Annotated in this window: 15 protein-coding genes; 8 read left to right on the forward strand and 7 right to left on the reverse strand. The window is 40.7% G+C overall.

What is annotated here, in order from left to right; genetic code table 11:
• Positions 1 to 287: 287 nt before the first annotated feature.
• The 3 genes from H6G08_RS30200 to H6G08_RS30210 form a co-directional block, all read right to left on the reverse strand.
• Positions 288 to 1,907 carry an ArnT family glycosyltransferase gene (locus H6G08_RS30200; RefSeq protein ID WP_190549855.1) on the reverse strand — a complete coding sequence of 540 codons (1,620 nt, stop codon included), beginning with the start codon at positions 1,905 to 1,907 and terminating at the stop codon, positions 288 to 290.
• A gap of 712 nt (positions 1,908 to 2,619) precedes the next feature.
• Positions 2,620 to 3,912, reverse strand: coding sequence for a recombinase family protein (locus H6G08_RS30205; protein WP_190549927.1), 1,293 nt, complete (start codon positions 3,910 to 3,912; stop codon positions 2,620 to 2,622).
• An 84-nt stretch (positions 3,913 to 3,996) separates the two neighbouring features.
• On the reverse strand, positions 3,997 to 4,356 hold the full coding sequence (locus H6G08_RS30210; RefSeq protein ID WP_190549856.1) for a VOC family protein: 360 nt from the start codon (positions 4,354 to 4,356) through the stop codon (positions 3,997 to 3,999).
• Positions 4,357 to 4,492: 136 nt separating this feature from the next.
• Here H6G08_RS30210 and H6G08_RS30215 point away from each other — a divergent pair, with 136 nt between their 5' ends.
• Complete coding sequence (locus tag H6G08_RS30215; protein ID WP_190549858.1) at positions 4,493 to 5,026, forward strand: REP-associated tyrosine transposase; 534 nt, start codon at positions 4,493 to 4,495, stop codon at positions 5,024 to 5,026.
• 588 nt (positions 5,027 to 5,614) lie between these two features.
• On the opposite strand, the gene H6G08_RS30220 is transcribed toward H6G08_RS30215, so the two are convergent.
• Both H6G08_RS30220 and H6G08_RS30225 read right to left on the reverse strand, forming a co-directional pair.
• Positions 5,615 to 6,745 carry an AAA family ATPase gene (locus H6G08_RS30220; protein WP_190549860.1) on the reverse strand — a complete coding sequence of 377 codons (1,131 nt, stop codon included), beginning with the start codon at positions 6,743 to 6,745 and terminating at the stop codon, positions 5,615 to 5,617.
• Between the two features lie 85 nt (positions 6,746 to 6,830).
• On the reverse strand, positions 6,831 to 7,616 hold the full coding sequence (locus H6G08_RS30225; RefSeq protein WP_190549862.1) for an RNA ligase family protein: 786 nt from the start codon (positions 7,614 to 7,616) through the stop codon (positions 6,831 to 6,833).
• 828 nt (positions 7,617 to 8,444) lie between these two features.
• On the opposite strand from H6G08_RS30225, the gene H6G08_RS30230 reads away from it, so the two are divergent.
• The 5 genes from H6G08_RS30230 to H6G08_RS30250 all read left to right on the forward strand — a co-directional run bounded on the left by H6G08_RS30230 (position 8,445) and on the right by H6G08_RS30250 (position 15,064).
• A complete protein-coding gene (locus H6G08_RS30230; protein WP_190549864.1) occupies positions 8,445 to 10,217 on the forward strand; it encodes a M61 family metallopeptidase in 1,773 nt (590 codons plus the stop codon).
• 375 nt (positions 10,218 to 10,592) lie between these two features.
• Positions 10,593 to 12,434: a sensor histidine kinase gene (locus H6G08_RS30235; protein ID WP_190549866.1), complete on the forward strand. Its 1,842-nt coding sequence runs from the start codon at positions 10,593 to 10,595 to the stop codon at positions 12,432 to 12,434.
• A gap of 162 nt (positions 12,435 to 12,596) precedes the next feature.
• Positions 12,597 to 13,670, forward strand: a complete 1,074-nt coding sequence (locus H6G08_RS30240; protein ID WP_190549868.1) for a WGR domain-containing protein — start codon at positions 12,597 to 12,599, stop codon at positions 13,668 to 13,670.
• Positions 13,671 to 13,707: 37 nt separating this feature from the next.
• The gene (locus tag H6G08_RS30245; protein ID WP_190549870.1) at positions 13,708 to 14,049 is read left to right on the forward strand and encodes a hypothetical protein; all 342 of its coding nucleotides are present in this window, start codon (positions 13,708 to 13,710) and stop codon (positions 14,047 to 14,049) included.
• A gap of 1 nt (position 14,050) precedes the next feature.
• The gene (locus H6G08_RS30250) at positions 14,051 to 15,064 is read left to right on the forward strand and encodes a DUF6745 domain-containing protein (RefSeq protein WP_190549872.1); all 1,014 of its coding nucleotides are present in this window, start codon (positions 14,051 to 14,053) and stop codon (positions 15,062 to 15,064) included.
• A 69-nt stretch (positions 15,065 to 15,133) separates the two neighbouring features.
• On the opposite strand, the gene H6G08_RS30255 is transcribed toward H6G08_RS30250, so the two are convergent.
• Complete coding sequence (locus tag H6G08_RS30255; protein WP_190549874.1) at positions 15,134 to 15,487, reverse strand: XisI protein; 354 nt, start codon at positions 15,485 to 15,487, stop codon at positions 15,134 to 15,136.
• Positions 15,488 to 15,621: 134 nt separating this feature from the next.
• Here H6G08_RS30255 and speB point away from each other — a divergent pair, with 134 nt between their 5' ends.
• Both speB and H6G08_RS30265 read left to right on the forward strand, forming a co-directional pair.
• Positions 15,622 to 16,659, forward strand: coding sequence for an agmatinase SpeB (gene speB, locus H6G08_RS30260; RefSeq protein WP_190549876.1), 1,038 nt, complete (start codon positions 15,622 to 15,624; stop codon positions 16,657 to 16,659).
• A gap of 361 nt (positions 16,660 to 17,020) precedes the next feature.
• On the forward strand, positions 17,021 to 18,376 hold the full coding sequence (locus H6G08_RS30265; protein ID WP_190549878.1) for an NAD(P)/FAD-dependent oxidoreductase: 1,356 nt from the start codon (positions 17,021 to 17,023) through the stop codon (positions 18,374 to 18,376).
• A 442-nt stretch (positions 18,377 to 18,818) separates the two neighbouring features.
• Here the strand turns inward: H6G08_RS30265 and H6G08_RS30270 are convergent, their stop codons facing one another.
• Positions 18,819 to 19,943 (reverse strand): hybrid sensor histidine kinase/response regulator, encoded by a 1,125-nt coding sequence (locus H6G08_RS30270; protein WP_190549880.1) that lies wholly within the window; start codon positions 19,941 to 19,943, stop codon positions 18,819 to 18,821.
• Positions 19,944 to 19,949: the final 6 nt, after the last annotated feature.

Raw genomic sequence — 19,949 nt, forward strand, 5'->3', positions numbered from 1 at the left:
GCAATTTAAACCCCTTAATCAATGTTTGAATTTTGGCTGTCGCCATCCAACGACTTCAGCCACATACTCTTGTTGGGTTTTAGCCAAAGTTTGATTTTCAAGTTAGAAGGGAAGAGGTTTTTAGGCAACTTTACTTTTTGTTAGATACTTTGGTTTATTTGCACCGTTCTACTTACAGTAGACTGAAAACTTCTGCGTTCGCTAAAAAATAGTAGTGTATAATACCCTCTTTAGCGGAATAGAAAAAAGCTGCCCATCTGTGAAAAATGCTCGGATGGGCTTATTGATTAAAGACGATTACTATTTTTAGTAATCAGTTGCCAACCTTCTGCTTGACCGATGATTTTCACAGATTCTAAGTTTAACTTCTCGTAAGCCGATTCATCGATGAGAAAGAAGGATTGACTTTTGTAGCGCCAATAATATTCTAATTCTCCTAAGGTAGCGGGGGTAATTTTGCGATCGCTATAAAAATCTAAGGAAGGACGGTTGTAGGGAAATGAGGTGTAAATTTGCTTAACGCTGGGATTTGCCTGTAATATCATGCTGGCAACGGGTTTAACTGGGTAAGCATTGCCTAATTCCCATACCCAATAGTTGGTTTTCATTAACAACAGCAGGGAAATATAAGTTCCCCAAAAAAGAATCTTCAGGAATTGCCCATCGCCCCGTTCGGCGTAAATGGCTGCTAAAGTCATAGTTAGGGCAACAGCTGCGCTAATTACTTGTAAATCTGTTTTTGGTGTAGCACCAGCACTAAAAAAAATACTCCCCGCAGAACCAGCTAAAGCCATGATGGATAACCCCGCAATCCACGACCGGGGATAGGATGAGAGTAAGGGTAAATTTTCGATTTCTGCGATTTGCGCACCCAAGGCTAAAGCTAAACCTGGATAAATAGGGAATAAGTACCAGTGCAGCTTGTCACCCATCCCGGTAATAATCAGCAGGTAAACCCCAATCCACACTAATACGAGTCTTGCCCAGCTAAGATTGCGATTTTCCCAAGTTAAGCGTAAGCTTTGAGGTACAAATAGCAGCCAAGGCCATGCACACAGGGCAATTTCTTGAAAATGAAACCAAGAGATTTGAAAATTGTCTTTGATGCCAATACTAATTTGATTGATGGCGGGATTAATAAAAGCCAGCTTGAGAAAAGAGTAACCGTAATGTAATAGCTGGGCACCATACCAACAAAAGGCTGGTAAAATACCGATGCCGATGGCTATCCACAGATAGTAACAAGTGAGTAGTCGTGGCGTGTCCCACAATAAAAATACAACTGCGATCGCACCTAGCAATAAACCAAAAATTCCTTGCGTTAGGCAAATCAAGCCTAGACCAATACCAATGCCCAAACAGTAACGCAAATCTCGACGCGATCGCAAGACACATAACATCATCACCATCAAAAAGCTGACGACTGCGCCATCTAACATCGCTAACCTACCGTGACGCACCACAGGTAGCATTGTCAGATAAATCAACGCGCTATAAATCGCCACCCAACGTTGACGGAATATCTCTCGCCCAATGCTATACAGTAATGGTACGGAACAAGCTGTTAAAATTGCGCCTGGTATCCGCGTACTCCATTCATTCACACCTTTGAGGTGATAAGCCCAAGCAACTAGCAAATGCATTAAAGGCGGTTTATCTGGATATGGTTCACCTGCGATTGTTGGGTAAAGCCAAGCCAGAGAATCGGCTGGGGCGCGGAAAATTTCACGGGCGACTTGTGCCACAATCCCCTCATCTCCATCGCGTAGGGGGACTCCTCCCAGATTGACGCTAAATAGTAACACTGCTGCCAATAGCAGAACAATTAGCCAGACGCCATCAATCAATTTATCAACTGCGCGATGTTGTTTTCCTAGATGACCCCAAATAAAGCTTCCTTCTTGCATATTCTATGATAATCATTTTGCTTGCTGGTTTGATTACATAGAGATCGAGGCGAATCTCTAATGTTGCCACCCAGTAATAACCTGTGTGTTTAGCAATTGCTAGATTCCAAATTAACTCATTTTTTCGGAATAGTAATCTTTTTTTTGAAGAAACTTGTCTAAGTTTTTTTACTCTATTTTTTATCTAAAATATTTTTCATCAACGAGATATAAATCATACAAATATAATGCTTTGGAGTTCCTGACTATTCTTTGGTAGCAAATTCTAACAGCATCTGCAAAGGCTTTAAATATTCGATATTTAGGGAAATAACTATAATATTTTTATGCGTTCCTATTTCAGGAACTGATAATTACAGTGTTGCAAAGATTAACTGTCAACCCCAGTTTATCAATTAAACTTCTCTGACTTGTAGTTGTAAAAACTCAAAATTGGCTAAATTAATTACAAAGTGCAGATTCTATTCATGATAAACCTAGAGCAGCAGGGAGTTGTGGGAAGGGAAGGAGGACAAGGAGGACAAGGAGGACAAGGGAAGGGGGATAAATAAAAAATAGTTGAGTTTTTTGTAATCGCAAATGACAAATGACAATTGTAGAGACGCGATTAATCGCGTCTCTCAAAATATAATAATCGCGTCTCTCAAGATATAATAATCGCGTCTCTCAAGATATAATAATCGCGTCTCTCAAAATATAATAATCGCGTCTCTCAAAATATAAAAATAATTTGCAAATCCCATGCAGATTGTTGACGAACAATTTCAATTTGGCGAATAAATTCTCGAAAATAAAATCTGCGTTCGGCTTCGGATAAATCTAACCAAAATTGCGGGATAGAAACAGCAACCGCAACAGAACGTAAATTAACTGGTGGTAAAGTAGCTAACTTAGCTTGCAGTGCAGAAATTTCTGTATGGAGTTTATAAGCTCTTAAATTTGCTGTTTCTGTATCTAAGACTCCGGTTTCTACTAATGCAGGTAATTTAGTCAGTATTTCTTGCTGACGAGCGATCGCATCTACTAAATTATTCTTAATTGCATCTAATTGAGGAAAGTTCATTCCCGCTACTGCTTGGGGTAATTCTTGACAAACTTTATTAATAGTTTTGTGCAAAATTTTATCATAGGCGATCGCTCGACATTTAGGATTTTGCGGACAGCTAATGGGACGTAAATAAAGATACTCTTTCTCTTGACGATGTTGGGTGACGCGAGTAACCGTCATGTGAGATTGACACTGGCTACAAACCACCAAACCCGCCAAAGAACGGGGTGCGCTAGCTGTGCGCGATGGTAAGCGACTATTACGGCGTAAAAGTCGGTCAACTTGGGCGGCTTCTTCCGGAGAAATAATTGCTACATGAGTGTTGGAAATAATCTCCCCATCTAGGTAAGCTGTATGACCCCGATATACTGGATTAGTTAGCCAGCGTCTCCCTGTGGTGACAGAGATTTTTTTACCGTATTTTTTGGCTAAATAACGCACAGCACCCCGCAAGGAACCATAGAGTAAAAATTGTTCAAAAAAATCTTTAACTACCGGGGATGTACTGCGGTCAACAATGTATTTATCTTTAGTACGACGGTATCCGTAGGGAGGCTTACCCGGTGGTGGTGCAGTTGCCAAACGACTGCGGGCGTGTCCTTGGCGAATCCGCCGACTACGTTGTTGACGTTGAATTTCTTGTAATAATTTCAACAATTCCGCCCGGAGATTGCCTTTTTCAGAACTGTAGGGTTGTTCTGTAGCAATAATTACTACATCCATCGCTTCTAATTCATTCAAGCGATCGCCTACCTCCCCAACAGTATCACCCAATTCCTCCAAGCGGCGAATTAACAAATAAATTCCGCTTTCAGCTTTACAGTCAGCAAATAATTGCAGTAATTGCGTTCTCCCTCCCAAATCGCGATACACTCGATCCACTTCCCATCCCCAATCCTCAGCATCAGGGAGATTTTCTAATAAAGGGTCAGTGTAGCTGTAGGCGATGATTTTCATGGGCATTGGGCATTGGGCATGGGGCATTGGTAGACAGTCAACAGTCAACAGTCAACAGTCAACAGTCAACAGTCAACAGTCCCCTCATTGCTGACTCAACTCGATAATATTCCCATCGGGGTCTTGGGTAAATACAGCCGGACGACCGGAGGCGCTGGCTTGAATGGGATAGTTGTGATTGAGTAATTCTTGTTTGGCGATTTCCAAATCAGCAACAGCGAAAGCAACATGGGGGTTGCGTCCCCATTTTTCGTTTTGGTTGTCTGTGGGGGAAGAAGGGGCGACTATCAGGTGAATTTGATAGTTACCGACTTGATACCATGCACCAGGGTATTTCAGAGAGCGATCGATTTTCGCTAGTCCTAATACTGTGCCATAAAAATGTTCGGAGCGTTGCAAGTCAGTAACGAGAATGGCGGTATGCAGACTGTTGGTAATTTGCATTGTCTATGAGATGCGATCGCGTTTATTTCAATTTTCGCCTATTTCAGGGATTAGGGGTTAGGGGCTAGGGACTAGGGAAGAGAGAGTATAACAGTTACTAGCAATCTTTTATACATCATTGCATTTATCGCTGATTATGGGACGCTCTCGGTATAAATTTCTGGAAAACTATCCACATTTTCTTACCTGCACGGTTGTTAACTGGCTGCCTATATTTAGCCAACCAAGATTTGTGCAAATAATTTTCCAATCCTTAGATTTTCTTCAAACAAATCAACGTTTAGCTTTGCACGCCTATGTGATTATGGAAAACCATCTTCACATAATAGCCTCATCCAATAACTTACCTAAAGAAATAGCCGCTTTTAAATCATTTACTGCGCGTTCAATTATTGATGATTTGAAAGGCAATCAAGCAGAATATTTACTTAAACAACTTCAATTTCACAAAAAATTCCACAAAACTGCTCAAGATTATCAATTATGGCAGGAAGGTTCACATCCACAAGCATTAACAAATGAAAATATGTTCTTACAAAAATTAGAATATATACACAATAATCCTGTGCGACGTGGTTATGTAGATGAACCTGCTCATTGGCGATATTCCAGTTATCGTAATTACATTAGTCAGGAAGGACTTTTAAATATTGACATCTTAGATATATAACGAGCCTCCGAGACAGTGTTTCTACGTATCTGATCTCTGGTTATCTGGTTCCCAGACTCTGGCTGGGAATCAATTCTGTGAGGCTCTGCCTCAATAATTTACTGGAGGCAGAGCCTCCCAGTTAGCGTTCCCAAGCAGAGCATGGGAACCAGAGCAAGCATGGGAACGAGAGCAACGGGAGATCTCTGGTTCCCAGACTCTGGCTGGGAATCAATTCTGTGAGGCTCTGCCTCAATAACTTACTGGAGGCAGAGCCTCCGAGTTGGCGTTCCCACGCAGAGCATGGGAACGAGAGCAACAAGAGCAACGAGAGCAACGGGAGATCTCTGGTTCCCAGACTCTGGCTGGGAATCAATTCTGTGAGGCTCTGCCTCAATAACTTACTGGAGGCAGAGCCTCCGAGTTAGCGTTCCCACGCAGAGCATGGGAACGAGAGCAACAAGAGCAACGAGAGATCTCTGGTTCCCAGCCAGAGTCTGGGAATCAATTCTGTGAGGCTCTGCCTCAATAATTTACTGGAGGCAGAGCCTCCGAGTTGGCCAGAGCATGGGAACAAGAGCAACAAGAGCAACGGGGTATTATGGATAGTTAATGCAATATCCAATCTACTGTATGAGCTTCGGTAATATTAGGCACTTCTAGCTTATGCTTTAACCGATAAAGTACTGACTCTGGAACTTTGGCAGCGCGATCGCGGTTTCTCCGTAATAATTCATGCCAAGATGTTTCTAAATACACAATGCGAATATTGGCTTGATAATTAGCAAACAGCCGAATTAGCATTGACCGTAATTGACGGCTAATATTAGTAGCATTCCAAACAAAGCATTGTCCATGACGCAGATATTCTTTAGCCAAGGCTTTAGCTGCATTTGCGACTACACCTTGGTCATCATCAGGTTCAATCCCCATTTTCTCGCGGAGTTTATCTAAAGAAATGACTTGCCAATCCGGGAGATTTTCGCTAATCCAGGTGTCTTTTCCCGCACCAGGTAAACCTGACATAAGTACTACCTGCAACCGGGTATCATCGTATGCTTCATAGTTTGGGTTACCATCTTCTTCTTGGAAGTAAATAAACCGACTATGGGCTGAGGGAAATATTCGCGGCTGGTGAAAGCAATGATTTTCTTGGCAGAATTCGCGGAAAAATTCGATGCGTTCGATTAATTGGGCTTGGTCGTCACAGTAACGCCCTTTTACGTCTGCTTCTGCTAGTAAAGCTAGCAAATCGCAACGGATAATTTGACTAGCTTTGATAACTGCTCGTTCAGGGTTGGGTTTATCCCAAAACCACAGGGGTAAACTGCCATATTTTACCAAAGATGCGATCGCTTCCCGTTCTGCTAATGGTACCTGCAAATCCCATAAAATCTGCTGTGCCATTTTTGCACCTTGGATTACGTGACCTTTCGAGGAAATAGCCCCATCATCAGCAATTTCTGTCGCTGCAGGTTTAGCAACATCATGTAGCAAAGCCGCCGCAAATACTATTGAACGTTCTTTAGCTGGTAACGCCCGCCATTGAGGTAAAGCAACTAACGCCTCACATACCAATTTTGTATGAATAAGAACATCGCCTTCACCATGATAACGCGGATTTTGGGGACAATTAGCAAGCGATCGCAGCCAATCAAATTCAGCCTCTAATGCAGACCAATTAATCGACCAATCGCTTTCATTCGGGCAATGAGGAAAAGACCACATAGTAGAGTTCATAAGGGGATAGGAGAAAAGGGAAGGGAGACAAGGAAGACAATTGTAGAGACGCGATTCATCGCGTCTCTGCCCAATGCCCAATGCCCTAATTAAACAAATCCACATCAGCACGCAGGACATTCGGTATAATTGGGCGATTAAGCCAATGCCCATCTGATTGTTGAATAGTCGTTAAAAAGCTGGAACGCACATATTTATACCTAGCAATTACCGTATCTTCCGGTTCAACTTTAATGTATAAACCTTCCATTAAAAAACTTTGATCGGTTTGTTTCAAGGAACGTTCCACATCAAGTCCTTGCGCTTGACAAGCTTCGCGGAAGTTTTGCAAATATGCGGCGGTTTGATAATGGGAATTACCCAGCAAAGCAATCATTTGCTGGTAAGATTGCAGCTTTCCAGTAAAAAGTATGGGTACGGAAACTAAAGGTAATCCACTGAGTAATTGCTGACGGCTTTTAGTGCTGAGAAATACTTGCTGTTGTAAATCCAGCACATCGTATTCTAAAAAGTAGTGAGGTAAGGCATCATAAAATACTGTGTGCTTGGCGTATAGCCATTCACCATAGAGAATATAACGACTTCCCAATACTTGCCAAAATGCACTGGCGTGAGTATGTGCCCATTGTTTAAATAAGTTAAAGTGCTTTTCGCGCAATCCACCTGTTAAATAATGTCCGCGACTTTGCAGCCGGATTTGTCCGTTAGCTGTAAAGCTAATTGCTGTATTGGCACCATCAACTTTTTCTTCAATGACTACGTACTGTTCCTTTAGGGCATCAAAGGGGATACAATCGAGGTCTTCATCCCCAGGTTGCGATCGCGAGCCTTGAATATGATGGGTACGCGGATATTTATAAATTTGTTCCATGACTTTTCTACCTTGGTAAGGGAAATAAGGCAGATGGCAGATGGCAAATGGCAGAAGCTTGAAATCAGAATTATTTCCTCTGTTAAAAAGGAAACAGAGTAACTAAATCTATTGATTAAAAAATGAATAGATATGTATTTACCTCGCCATACGTCTGGAAATACAACATCCATGACAAATCCCTGACATCTATTTTCGGGGATTCCCTTCTGCCATCTGCCTTCCTACATCTGCCTTTTTCAATGACTGCAATCAAATAAATTTGTGACGAATCGCAAAGAATCAGCAAGTTATTTAAATACTTGATGTCATTATTTTTCTGATGTAAATAAATTTGTAGTCAGGACTTCAGCCCTTGATTTAGCAGTAATACAATGCTAATTATTAACACACCAAAACTAATGACACCAATCATAGATACTTGATATATCAGGGACTTCCAAGTAAAAATATTCCCTTGGTATTGTTCACGGTCAACAGTCAACAGTCAACAGTCAACAGTCAACAGTCAACAACATCAAACGAAATAATTTATTTTTTGGAGTTCCCTAAGACTTGCTACCATTCGCCATTAAATTAAATTTTGATTGAGATGAGGGGCTACATATACCTTTACCGCAGTTTTCCAAGGGTAGTATTTTTCTAATAATTATACTTCACAGGCTTGGGCAATGTTTCCGGAAACTGGATCGGACTAACTCAACAGTTAAGTTGAAATCTATTTCGCGAATTCTGAAGCTGTAACACATCAGCATAAATGGTGCGTTAAGCTGATGCTAAAGACTTAAGATTTATCTATCAATCTGTTCTCGCAATTTAGGGCTGAAAATGACTGAAGTAACTGCTCCTCCTCTCAATAGCCGTATTCAAGAACGTATACCAACTATACATTATCAGGTGGCAATGCCCCATCCAGAAACTCATCTGTTTGAGGTAACTTTGCAGCTTGTAGACTATCCGACGGCGATTGTTGATTTAAAATTTCCGGTTTGGACACCAGGCTCTTACTTAGTGCGAGAATACGCTAAAAATATCCAAGATTTTACTGCTTTTGCTGATGGTAAACCATTACATTGGTGGAAAAAAAGTAAAAATCATTGGCAGGTAGAAAAAGGCAATGTTTCCCAAATAACAATTAGTTACCGTGTATTTGCGAATGATTTATCAGTAAGGACAAATCATTTAGATATCTCTCATGGTTATTTTAACGGTGCGGCACTGTTTTTTAGATTACCAGGTTGGGAACAGCAACCCATTCGCGTAACTATTGTACCTCCCCATCCCCAATGGCAAGTAACTACAGCTTTACCAGCAGATAAGCAAGGAGAGAATACTTTTTACGCGGCTGATTTTGATACCTTAGTTGATAGTCCCTTTGAAATTGGTAGCCACAATTTATATCAGTTTGATGTGTTGGGGAAACCCCATGAATTAGCGATTTGGGGACAGGGAAATATTCACCCCCAAAGTGCGATCGCGGATATCCAAAAAATTATCGAAGTAGAAGCACAAATGTTTGGCGGGTTACCCTATGACAGATATGTGTTTCTGCTGCATTTATTTCATCAAGCTTATGGTGGTTTAGAGCATAAAAATAGCTGCTCTTTAATTTATCAAAGATTTGGTTTTCGCAGTCAAGATAAGTACGAGCGCTTTATGCAATTAGTCGCTCATGAATTCTTTCACTTATGGAATGTGAAGCGCATTCGTCCTCAAGCTTTAGAGGTGTTTGATTACGACCAAGAAAACTATACTCCGTCTTTGTGGTTCTGTGAAGGTACTACCAGTCATTATGATTTACTCATTCCTTTATGGGCAGGAATTTATGATAGTAAATCATATTTAAATCACTTGAGTAAGGAAATCAGCCGCTTTCTGACTACACCAGGGCGGAAAGTACAGCCATTAGCTGAGTCGAGTTTTGATGCTTGGATTAAACTTTATCGCCCAGATGCTAACAGTGCCAATTCGCAAATTTCCTATTATTTGAAAGGAGCGATGGTTTCTTTGCTACTAGATTTATTAATTCGCGCCAAGCATCGCAATCAACGTTCTTTAAATGATGTGATGCGGCAAATGTGGCAGCAATTTGGTAAAGCCGAAATTGGCTTTACTCCCGAACAATTGCAAGCTGTAATTGAATCGGTAGCGGGAATGAATTTAAGTGATTTCTTTCAACGTTATCTTCACGGTACAGAAGAGTTACCTTTTAATGAGTATTTAGCACCTTTTGGCTTACAATTGCTGGGGGATGCTGATGAAGAACCTTTCTTAGGTATAAAGGTAGCGACTGAAAATGGACGGGAGACGATCAAGTTTGTAGAAACTGGTTCGCCAGCACAAAAAGCCGGAATCGATCCAGGTGATGAATTACTGGCTATTAATGGCATTAAGGTGACAGCAAATAATTTAAGCGATCGCCTCAAAGATTTCCAGCCTAAAGATATCATTCAAGTCACAGTTTTCCACCAAGACTTACTCCGTTCTGTTCATGTCACCTTAGCTGAACCACGAGCGACACGCTATCAAGTAATTTTAGTGAGTAATCCCGATTCAGTTCAGCAAGAAAACTTAGCTGGCTGGTTGGGTACAACACATTAGGGACTTCCAAGTAAAAAAATATTCCATTACTATGGTTCACTGTTGACGGTTGACTGTTAACTGTGAACCGTCAACGTTTAACGGAATAATTTATTTTTTGGAGTTCCCTTAATAGTTCTTGCGTCACCATCAATTCTCATTAGTGGGTTTAGTAATGCTAAACCCCTCTAGTACAAGTCGGCGGAAATAAACCACCCATTCCAAATCAATGAAACACCTATGCTGTATTCATTTTGAATTTTGAATTTTGAATTTTGAATTCCGCCTTGCGGTACTAGTAATATTTACTACCCTATCAAAAGTCCAGTTTAGAGTTCTGCAATTTTGTTACAGCAATCGGGAACTCTAATATTATGTTGACTTTTGAAGGTTTTTATGACTTTCCAGAATAAAGGTTCAAATGTATCACCTGTATCTAATAGGACTCTTACCTTAACCTTACCCGGAACAAAGTGGTTCTTGCAGATTTTCAATAGGTTGAGTATTGGTAACAAAATTAAATTTGGCTATGCGATCGCCCTTGGGGTGGGAATTTTTGGCACTACAATAGGCTTAATATTAGGCGATCGCTATCAGCAACAGGCGTTTAAACAAGAGGAAAATGCCTTTAAAGAAATTAATATGCTCCAACGTTTGCAAGCAAGTATCCTGCAAACCCGCACCCATCAGCAACAACTGATTCCCTTGGTAGCGAATCCAGAACTCTACAAGGAAGAATACAGTCATATTACTGATAAGCATACGCCAGATATTCAGAAAGTTTGGTCAGAATTGCATACTTATATCAAAACGGCTGATTATCAAAGAGAAAAGCATACCGATAATATTCCTCAGCTACTACAAACTTATCATGGTGTACCACAAGCTTATCTACAGGAACTAGCAATAATCCTTAAAGAACTGGATTTATCGCCTTTAACAGCAGAGAAAATCGCCACAGCACAACAAAAATTATTAAAGTTTACTAATAGTGAATTAGCCTTAAAATTTGATGGTATATCCGATAGTTTGGTAGAAGTTATTAATGCTGGTTATGAAGACTTAAAAATAGCCACAAATCAATTTCAAATAGCCGAGCAAATCCGCATTAAAATTATAGTTGGTAGTATATTGCTATCAGCTGCGCTCGCCACTTTGTTAGCCCTGTTAACTAGTCGCACTATTACTCGTCCCGTACAAGCACTCACCAGTATAGCGCAGCGAGTGACGCAAGAATCTAACTTTGATTTGCAAACGCCTGTCACCACCACAGATGAAATTGGTATTTTGGGTGATGCTTTTAACCAAGTTTTACAAAGAGTTAAAAGCCTTTTAGAAGAACAAAAAATGGCGGCTTTGCGTCAGCAACAATTACAAGAAACTCAATTAATTCAAAGTGAGAAAATGTCTAGCTTAGGCAGAATGTTAGCTGGCGTTGCTCACGAAATTAATAATCCGGTGAATTTTATTTATGGTAATTTAGCACCGGCGATTGAGCATGTAGAAGATTTATTAGAATTGCTGCGAATTTATCAAGAAGAAGTAGCAAATACACCAGCAACCGTTGCAGATTATGCTACCGAAATTGATGCGGAATTTGTCGCCGAAGATTTACCAAAACTATTACATTCAATGAAATTCGGTGCCGATCGCGTGCGTCAAATTGTCTTGAGTTTAAAGAATTTCTCCCGTTTGGAAGAAGCCGAAGCTCATGCGGTAAATTTACATGAATGTATTGATAGTACATTACTAATACTCAATAACCGCATCAAAAAAGGTATTACAGTTGAGCGTAACTACGGCGATATTCCTAACATTGAAGGCTTTGCTGGTTCACTGTATCAAGTGTTTATGAATATTATTAATAATGCCTTGGATGCATTGGAAGGAAAGGATAACAGTCAAGAAGCAGCCAAAATTGCGATCGCAACTGAACGTCAAGACAATAACTGGGTAGTGGTGCGGATTGCTGATAACGGTTCCGGGATTCCTGTGGAAAATCAAGCCAAAATCTTTGAAACCTTCTTCACCACCAAACCTAGAGGAATTGGTACGGGAATGGGACTTTCTATTAGTTATCAGATTGTAGTTGAAAAACACCGAGGACAACTAACCTGTAAATCTGAGGCGGGTAAGGGTACAGAATTTATGATTTCTCTGCCTATTCAGCTACCATCAGAGGTAGACAGTCATAATTTATACCCCAGTTGCCTGATTAGTGAAAAAACCAGTATTTAGCCTACAAAACAGCTGCTACTCAAAATAATTTGTGTTGGTTATAACTGAACAGAAGTAAATGTTTATAAGCAAAGTTACAAATTATTTAACTTGTTTCAGAAATAATACTGAGCTTAAAGGCTTGTCAACAACCCGCGTATTTCCTCCAACAGGAGCAGTCAGATGACTAAGGAAACGACATATCTAGAGCTTTCGGATGGTAAGTCGCACAAATTCTATGAGGTGACAATTGATGATGTCGAGGTAACAGTACGTTACGGGAGAATTGGCGATGCCGGAAAGACGACTGTAACAGCCTATGATAATGCCGAACAAGCACAGAAAGAAGCTAGCAAACTCGTCAATTCTAAACTGAAAAAAGGCTACGAGCGAGCAAACAAAGGCGATCGCATTAAGCAACCCATTTCTCGAAGTGATCGCCGTTTAGCGCGGTTAAATCATCTGCGGCGCACTGGCTGGAAACCCTTGATAAAACCGACTCTTGACGCTCCCTTGGCATCTAAATATCTCGGTAAACCTTGGCTGAGTCCTGGTGCAAATTATCCTCATTGTCCTAATTGTCAAGGTGCGCTCAACTTTCATTTTCAACTGAATCTGCAAGAACTACCTGAAAGCTTGCAAGGTAAATTTGGCACTGGATTATTTCAACTATTTACCTGTTTCTCTTGCTACACACAATTTCCCCAAATTTTACAGCTTCCGGAGGCTGCAAACTCAACATCATTAGTCACAGAAATTACTCCCGAAGATGCGGCAAACCTCAGTACATGGGCACCCTATGTAATTCAAACCAGTGGTATTGATGACTTTCATGGTCGCTATATGCTGCAAATTGTCGGTTGGCAACCTTTTGATGACTATCCTTATTATGAGGAAGCACAGGACACTTACGGCACAGAATACAGCGAATACGAAGAAATGCTGATTTTCCATGTTGATGAGCAGGATTGTGAATTCTACGAAGAAGATGACCCCGACAGGCCTACACCAACAGATATTCAATTAGCTTGGGATAGAACAGCAGATAAGCTTTCCGGCTGGGGATACTGGGGACAATCTGTAGAGCATCAATATTGTCGAATCTGCGGTCAACTAATGCAACTTTTATACCAACTAGGTCAAGGTATTGAATATGCAGGCCATCAGGGTATGACATACGATACCGATAATCTCCTGCTGGTGTTTCAGTGTGCGGAACACAAAGAAGAATTTAACTGTTATGGAAGTGCTTTTTAGTCAACGGTCAACAGTCAACAGTCAACAGTGAATAACCATGCATTCAAGCTTCATTGTTGTATTAGTATTGCTGTACTTGGTGCCATCTCTATGGATTGGCTATCAGGCCTTTATGCGATTTGGTTGGACATGGATGTTGCTGTTGTTACCCATTGCGTGGTTGGTGGGGTTGTTCCTGGGAGCGATCGCGGCAATGTTTGTCACGGGAATACTCGAATGGCTCAGTAATTTCAACCAGCCACCAGCAGCATCAGGTTCAATGGGTGGGGTCGCATGGCTGGGTATCTGGGTAGTTCTAGCATTGATAACAAGCCCATTTTTTGCGGCTGTCTCTACCTGGCTAACTGCAAATTTCTTGTTACCCGCTTTTAGGAGATAGTATGGCGGAAAGTTTGTCAGCGTCGCAAAAACAACTGATTATCTCGCAAAATTTAAATCAATGGCAGAATATCGGCAGTAAACCTCTGGATTTAGCGCAGGCAACAATCGCCATTCAAGCATTGTATAAATATGCTGGCTTGCCTCAACCAGAAGTCCGGTTTTTTGCCAGTCCGGCGGCGGCGAGAGAGCAGATTGAACAAGAAAGTATGCAGTCTGACTGTGTGTTAGCTGAGTTATGGGATGTGTTGCGTGAGGATTTATGGCGATCGCTCTCTAGGAGTTTAGGCACATTACAACCTGAATTAACTCATAGTATAAAAAATCCCCTAGCTGACATTTGGGAACGCTCTTTTCAGCGAATTATGTTAGATGGATTAATGGATATTTTGGGCGATTTTTTAGGAGATTGTCTGTTACCAGAATGGGGTATTTCCTGGGCTGGGATGTTTGCAACAGCACATCGGTTAAGCGTGGCATTACCAGAAGAGAAATACAATCTGTTTTGCAACTATATGCAACAGGTTGGTTGGATGTTCCCCTACGAAGGAGTTGCGATCGCAATTCAGCGTCCTTCAATTCGCCGCAATAGTGCAGGGGAAATTCATGGCGAAGGTATACCCGCAATTGAGTTTCCTGATGGTTTTGGTGTCTATGCTTATCGGGGAATTAATCTCCCAGAACAGTATGGTAAAGTTCATCCCACAAATTGGCGTGGTGAGTGGTTGCTAGAACAACGAAACGCGGAACTCCGGCGAGTCTTGATTCAAGGGATTGGCTATGAAAGGATTTGCCAAGATTTACAAGCCAAAGAATGCGATCGCTGGCAAGAATACACTTTACTGCAAATTGAGTCTGAGATTGATGTAGAACCCATACATTTACTCAAAATGACTTGTCCCAGTACAGATTTTATCCATGTGTTGCGAGTTCCGCCTGATATCAATTCTGCGCGTGAAGCTATTCGCTGGGTAAATTGGGGGATTGATCCGACTGAGTTTGCGGTTCAAAGCTGATATTTTTCGATACAAGCAAAATATACCTCAAAGTCGTATTGAGGTACTTCAAAATCGTGTTGAGGTACTTCAAACTCGTGTTGACGCGACTGCAAAATCTGTATACTGCCGCATTTTCGGCTCATGGAATGCCAAAACAATATCTTCCTTGGGAACACCCGCACTAACTAAGTCATTTGCAATACCATTTTCCGTCCAATCTTCCTCAATCCAGAATTTGCGATCGCGAATCCGAACGTAAACAGTTATACCATTAATGCGTTCACCATTCTGCCAGCCAAGGTTCATCCAAATATAATGGCCTTTTGGCTCATCCACAATTAAAAATGTCTCAATGTCTTGGTTGGGACGACAATTGCATAATTCTACATATTCCGCCAAAATACGCTGAATTATTTGGGAATAATCATCTAATTTATCCATTGTATCATCTTCTCTACCTCTACCTCTATATCTACAATTTTCATTACTGCATTGAAAACCCATCCCTAGAGCGTTAAGCTATTAAGGCTAAATCTTTAATATAGTTATTAGTATTTTTTACATCATCAGGTGTTATGACTAACCCCCTCCAAGACTACAACCCTAGCGGCGTAGGTGAAATCAACGGTAACCTTTTGGGTTTACCCGGCGATTACGAGTCTGCAAACCTGATTGTGTTTGGCGTACCTTGGGAAGTTACCGTTTCCTATGGTGCAGGAACCGCCAATGGCCCCCAGCAGATTTTAGATGCTTCTACGCAACTAGATTTGTTTGATTTCGATCATCCTGATGGTTGGAAACAGGGAATTTTTATGATGGAAATTTCCCCAGATATTAGCGAGAAAAATGAATATTATCGGACTTTAGCTGCCCAAATTATCGATCGCCTTGCCCAAGGGAAAGCACTGACAGACGAGCCAGATTTAACACCCGTACTTACGGAAATTAATCAAGCTTCCCAGCAAGTGAATCAATGGCTATTTGAAAATTGCCAGAAAGCAATCAATGATGGAAAACGAGTGGCGGTGATTGGTGGCGATCATAGTTCACCTTTAGGTTACTTTCAAGCCTTAGCAGCTAAGTACCCTAATTATGGCATTTTACACCTAGATGCCCACGCAGATTTACGCAATGCCTATGAAGGATTTGAATTTTCCCATGCGTCGATAATGTTCAACGCCATGAAAATACCGCAAATTTCTAAGTTAGTGCAGGTAGGTTTGCGGGATATTTGCCATGATGAAGTGCAAATAATTAACGAATCAGGCGATCGCATTATCGCCTATTACGACCCAGCCATCAAACAAAAACTTTATTCGGGAACAACTTGGATTGATTTGTGCCAAGAAATTGTCAGCCATTTACCCGAACTCGTTCACATCAGCTTTGATGTTGATGGTTTAGATCCCAAACTCTGTCCGAATACAGGTACTCCCGTTCCCGGTGGTTTGGAGTTAGAACAAGCCTTTTGTTTATTTCGGGAAGTGGTGAAAAGCGGTAGAAAAATCATTGGCTTTGATGTCTGCGAAGTTGGTGATGCTGAGTGGGATGGTAATGTTGGTGCGCGAATCGTCTATAAACTGGCGAATTTCCTAGATTTATCTTGGCGATAAACCCTAAGTCATCAAGTAAAAATCAGTAGTGCGAGCATCTTGCTCGCGCGGGCAAGATGCCCGCACTACAAATATTACAGCTATTTTCAGGTAAATAGACCACACTGTAGGGGCACGGCACCGACAATCTTTTGGTACATACAATAATTTTACTGTTGCCGTGCCCCTACGACAGATGTGGTTCAAATAGGTGAAAACTGCTGTAAATGGTTCAACTGATTTTTACACGACTCCTAACCGTAACATTGGCTACTTTTACTATTTTTTCATCTGTGCAAAGCAAACAGAAAAGATTTGGCCAAGTTTGATACATATTTATGAAGAATAGTTACAAGCCTCGTAACGTTAGGAAACATTTCTTATGGAAATTTCACGTGAAAATCAACCACCCCATCAAGTTGTGATTATTGGTGGTGGTTTTGGTGGTTTACATGCAGCAAAAGCACTTGCTAAAGCACCTGTAAATGTGACGCTGATTGATAAACGCAACTTTCATTTATTTCAACCACTGTTATATCAAGTAGCCACAGGTAATTTATCACCAGCAGATATTTCCTCACCCTTGCGATCGGTATTGAGTAAAAGCCAAAATACTCAAGTATTGCTAGGATCTGTAAATGATATCGATCCCCAAGGACAGAAAGTCATCCTAGAGAATGAAGCCATACCTTACGATACGTTGATTGTAGCTACAGGCGCTAAACATTCCTACTTTGGTAAAGACGACTGGGAAGAATTTGCACCGGGTTTAAAAACTGTAGAAGATGCAATCGCTATGCGTAGCCGGATTTTTACAGCCTTTGAAGCCGCAGAAAGAGAAACCGACGCAGAGAAACGTCGTGCTTGGTTAACCTTTGTGATTGTTGGTGGCGGCCCTACCGGGGTAGAATTAGCAGGTGCGATCGCAGAATTAGCATATCAAACCCTCAAAGCAGATTTTCGCAACATCGACACATCAGAAACCAGAATTCTCCTCTTAGAAGGTTTAGATCGCATCCTCCCACCTTTTGCCCCCGAATTATCACAAACAGCAGAAAAATCTCTCAAAGAATTAGGCGTTTTGGTGCAAACAAAAACCTTAGTAACTAATATTGAAAATGATATTGTTACTATTAAACAAGGAGATAGCGTTAGAGAAATTGCCGCTAAAACAATCTTATGGGCTGCAGGCGTTAAAGCCTCGCCAATGGGTAAAGTTTTAGCAGAAAGCACAGGTGTAGAATTAGATCGTGCAGGTAGAGTAATTGTTGAATCAGACTTAAGTATTAAAGGACATGGTAATATTTTTGTAATTGGTGACTTAGCTAACTTCTCTCATCAAGATGGCAAACCTTTACCCGGTGTTGCACCAGTCGCCAAGCAAGAAGGAGAATATGTAGCCAACCTGATTGCAGAGAAATTACAAGGCAATACCCTGTCACCATTTAACTATAAAAATCATGGCAGTTTAGCGATTATCGGACAGAAGTTAGCGGTTGTAGATTTAGGCTTTATGAAGCTGAAAGGCTTCTTTGCTTGGATATTTTGGTTATTCGTACACGCATACTTTTTAATTGAATTTGACAACAAATTAAAAGTAATAATTCAGTGGGTATGGAACTATATAACCCATAATCGCAGCGCCAGATTAATCACAGTATACGAATCACCAACCAAACTTGAAGATAATCCGAGTTATTATTCATCTACTAGCAGTAGACAACCAGTCAAAGTTTAGAACATAAAATAGGGGAGCATCCCAATGTTGATGCAATCCCCTATGAATAGAAATCCTATTGGATATGTCAACAAAAAGGACAAGTAAGACAAGGAAGATGGGTATTTGTGAATCTTTTAGGATTGCTATATATACTAGAGTGCATGGCATTGCCCATTGGTGTCAACTTAACGTGAAACCCGCTTGGTGGCAAGGTTTTGCCCTCACCCCCAGCCCCTCTCCCAGAGGGAGAGGGGAGCCTTTTATTAAATTCCCCTTCTCCCAAGGGAGAAGGGGTTAGGGGATGAGGGCGAGAGGGTTTTGCACAACGCCTACCCTATATAGCTTTTAGCTTAAGTTGACACGTATGGGCATTGCCACACCCCTACCATCTGTTGTATTCTTCTTGAAAATAGTATGACTATTGACCATTGACCATTGACTATTGACTATTGACCATTGACTAAACAGGCAAATTCACAATAAAAGTCGTACCAATTCCCGGCTTACTAGCAAAAGATATCTCTCCACCATGTAACTCTACATAATGTTTGACAATTGCTAGTCCTAAACCATTACCGGGGATATTACCGACATTACTACCTCTTTGAAATGAAGTAAATAAATTTTCTTGATCCGCTTCAGGAATACCAATACCTTCATCCTGGATACGAAAAATTACTTCTCCCGGAACATAAAAAATTTCAAACTTGACTGTACCCCCTTGCGGTGAATATTTCACAGCATTAGTCAACAAGTTAGTCAGGATATGGCGTAGCATTTTTTCATCTACGCTGATTAACTGGGGAGTTTGGGAAATTATGGGATTATTTGTAATGCTGTAACTACCTATAGATTTAAAGATAATATTGTGATTAGTATTAGCACCAAGTTGAATATCTGTTACCAAATTTCGGCAAAATGTTTCTAAATCTATTGGCTGAGGCTTAAACTGATTTTTATCTATTTCTGCTTTACCAATTAACAAAACATCATTTAACAAATTTTCTAGGTGCTGTACAGATTTTTGAATATGATTGAGGTATTCCTCTTTTTTATCTGCATTTAATTGATGAGAATGATCTGTCAGTAATTCCGCACAAACAGAAATACTATTTAAAGGATTACGAAATTCATGACTGAGCATCGAAAAAAATTGACTTTTACTTTTTTGGCGTTCTTTCTCTTGTTCTAAAGCTTCCCGCATCACAACTTCTTTTTGATGCTTGTTCAAAGCAATCTCAATAGTAGTGATTAATTGATTTTCTTCAAAGGGTTTCAGTATATAGCCAAATGGCTGTGTAGTTTTTGCCTTTTGTAAATTACTTTGATCGGAGTAAGCGGTTAAATAAATCACTGGTATATTAAACCGACTATTAATTTCCGCAGCAGCTTCTATACCACTCATCTTCCCTTTCAACATCACATCCATCAACACCAAATCCGGTGCAAATTCTTCTGCTTTGGCTATTGCTTGTTCTCCATAAGCTGCAATTCCGGGAACGATATAGCCTGCTTGTTGTAAGCAAGATTTAATATCAGCAGCAATAATGATTTCATTTTCAACAACCAGGATTTTTTCTTTCATATTTTT

The organism is Calothrix anomala FACHB-343 (assembly GCF_014696435.1).
Taxonomy (GTDB): Bacteria; Cyanobacteriota; Cyanobacteriia; order Cyanobacteriales; family Nostocaceae; genus Aulosira; species Aulosira anomala_A.

What these genes read in the sequence shown, in the direction of transcription:
- H6G08_RS30215 (WP_190549858.1), top strand. Translation starts at nt 4,493, where the DNA reads ATGGGACGCTCTCGGTATAAATTTCTGGAAAACTATCCACATTTTCTT.
- H6G08_RS30230 (WP_190549864.1), top strand. Translation starts at nt 8,445, where the DNA reads ATGACTGAAGTAACTGCTCCTCCTCTCAATAGCCGTATTCAAGAACGT.
- H6G08_RS30240 (WP_190549868.1), top strand. Translation starts at nt 12,597, where the DNA reads ATGACTAAGGAAACGACATATCTAGAGCTTTCGGATGGTAAGTCGCAC.
- H6G08_RS30200 (WP_190549855.1), bottom strand. Translation starts at nt 1,907, where the DNA reads ATGCAAGAAGGAAGCTTTATTTGGGGTCATCTAGGAAAACAACATCGC.
- H6G08_RS30205 (WP_190549927.1), bottom strand. Translation starts at nt 3,912, where the DNA reads ATGAAAATCATCGCCTACAGCTACACTGACCCTTTATTAGAAAATCTC.
- H6G08_RS30220 (WP_190549860.1), bottom strand. Translation starts at nt 6,745, where the DNA reads ATGAACTCTACTATGTGGTCTTTTCCTCATTGCCCGAATGAAAGCGAT.
- H6G08_RS30225 (WP_190549862.1), bottom strand. Translation starts at nt 7,616, where the DNA reads ATGGAACAAATTTATAAATATCCGCGTACCCATCATATTCAAGGCTCG.
- H6G08_RS30210 (WP_190549856.1), bottom strand. Translation starts at nt 4,356, where the DNA reads ATGCAAATTACCAACAGTCTGCATACCGCCATTCTCGTTACTGACTTG.
- H6G08_RS30255 (WP_190549874.1), bottom strand. Translation starts at nt 15,487, where the DNA reads ATGGATAAATTAGATGATTATTCCCAAATAATTCAGCGTATTTTGGCG.
- H6G08_RS30265 (WP_190549878.1), top strand. Translation starts at nt 17,021, where the DNA reads ATGGAAATTTCACGTGAAAATCAACCACCCCATCAAGTTGTGATTATT.
- H6G08_RS30235 (WP_190549866.1), top strand. Translation starts at nt 10,593, where the DNA reads ATGACTTTCCAGAATAAAGGTTCAAATGTATCACCTGTATCTAATAGG.
- H6G08_RS30245 (WP_190549870.1), top strand. Translation starts at nt 13,708, where the DNA reads ATGCATTCAAGCTTCATTGTTGTATTAGTATTGCTGTACTTGGTGCCA.
- H6G08_RS30270 (WP_190549880.1), bottom strand. Translation starts at nt 19,943, where the DNA reads ATGAAAGAAAAAATCCTGGTTGTTGAAAATGAAATCATTATTGCTGCT.
- speB (WP_190549876.1), top strand. Translation starts at nt 15,622, where the DNA reads ATGACTAACCCCCTCCAAGACTACAACCCTAGCGGCGTAGGTGAAATC.
- H6G08_RS30250 (WP_190549872.1), top strand. Translation starts at nt 14,051, where the DNA reads ATGGCGGAAAGTTTGTCAGCGTCGCAAAAACAACTGATTATCTCGCAA.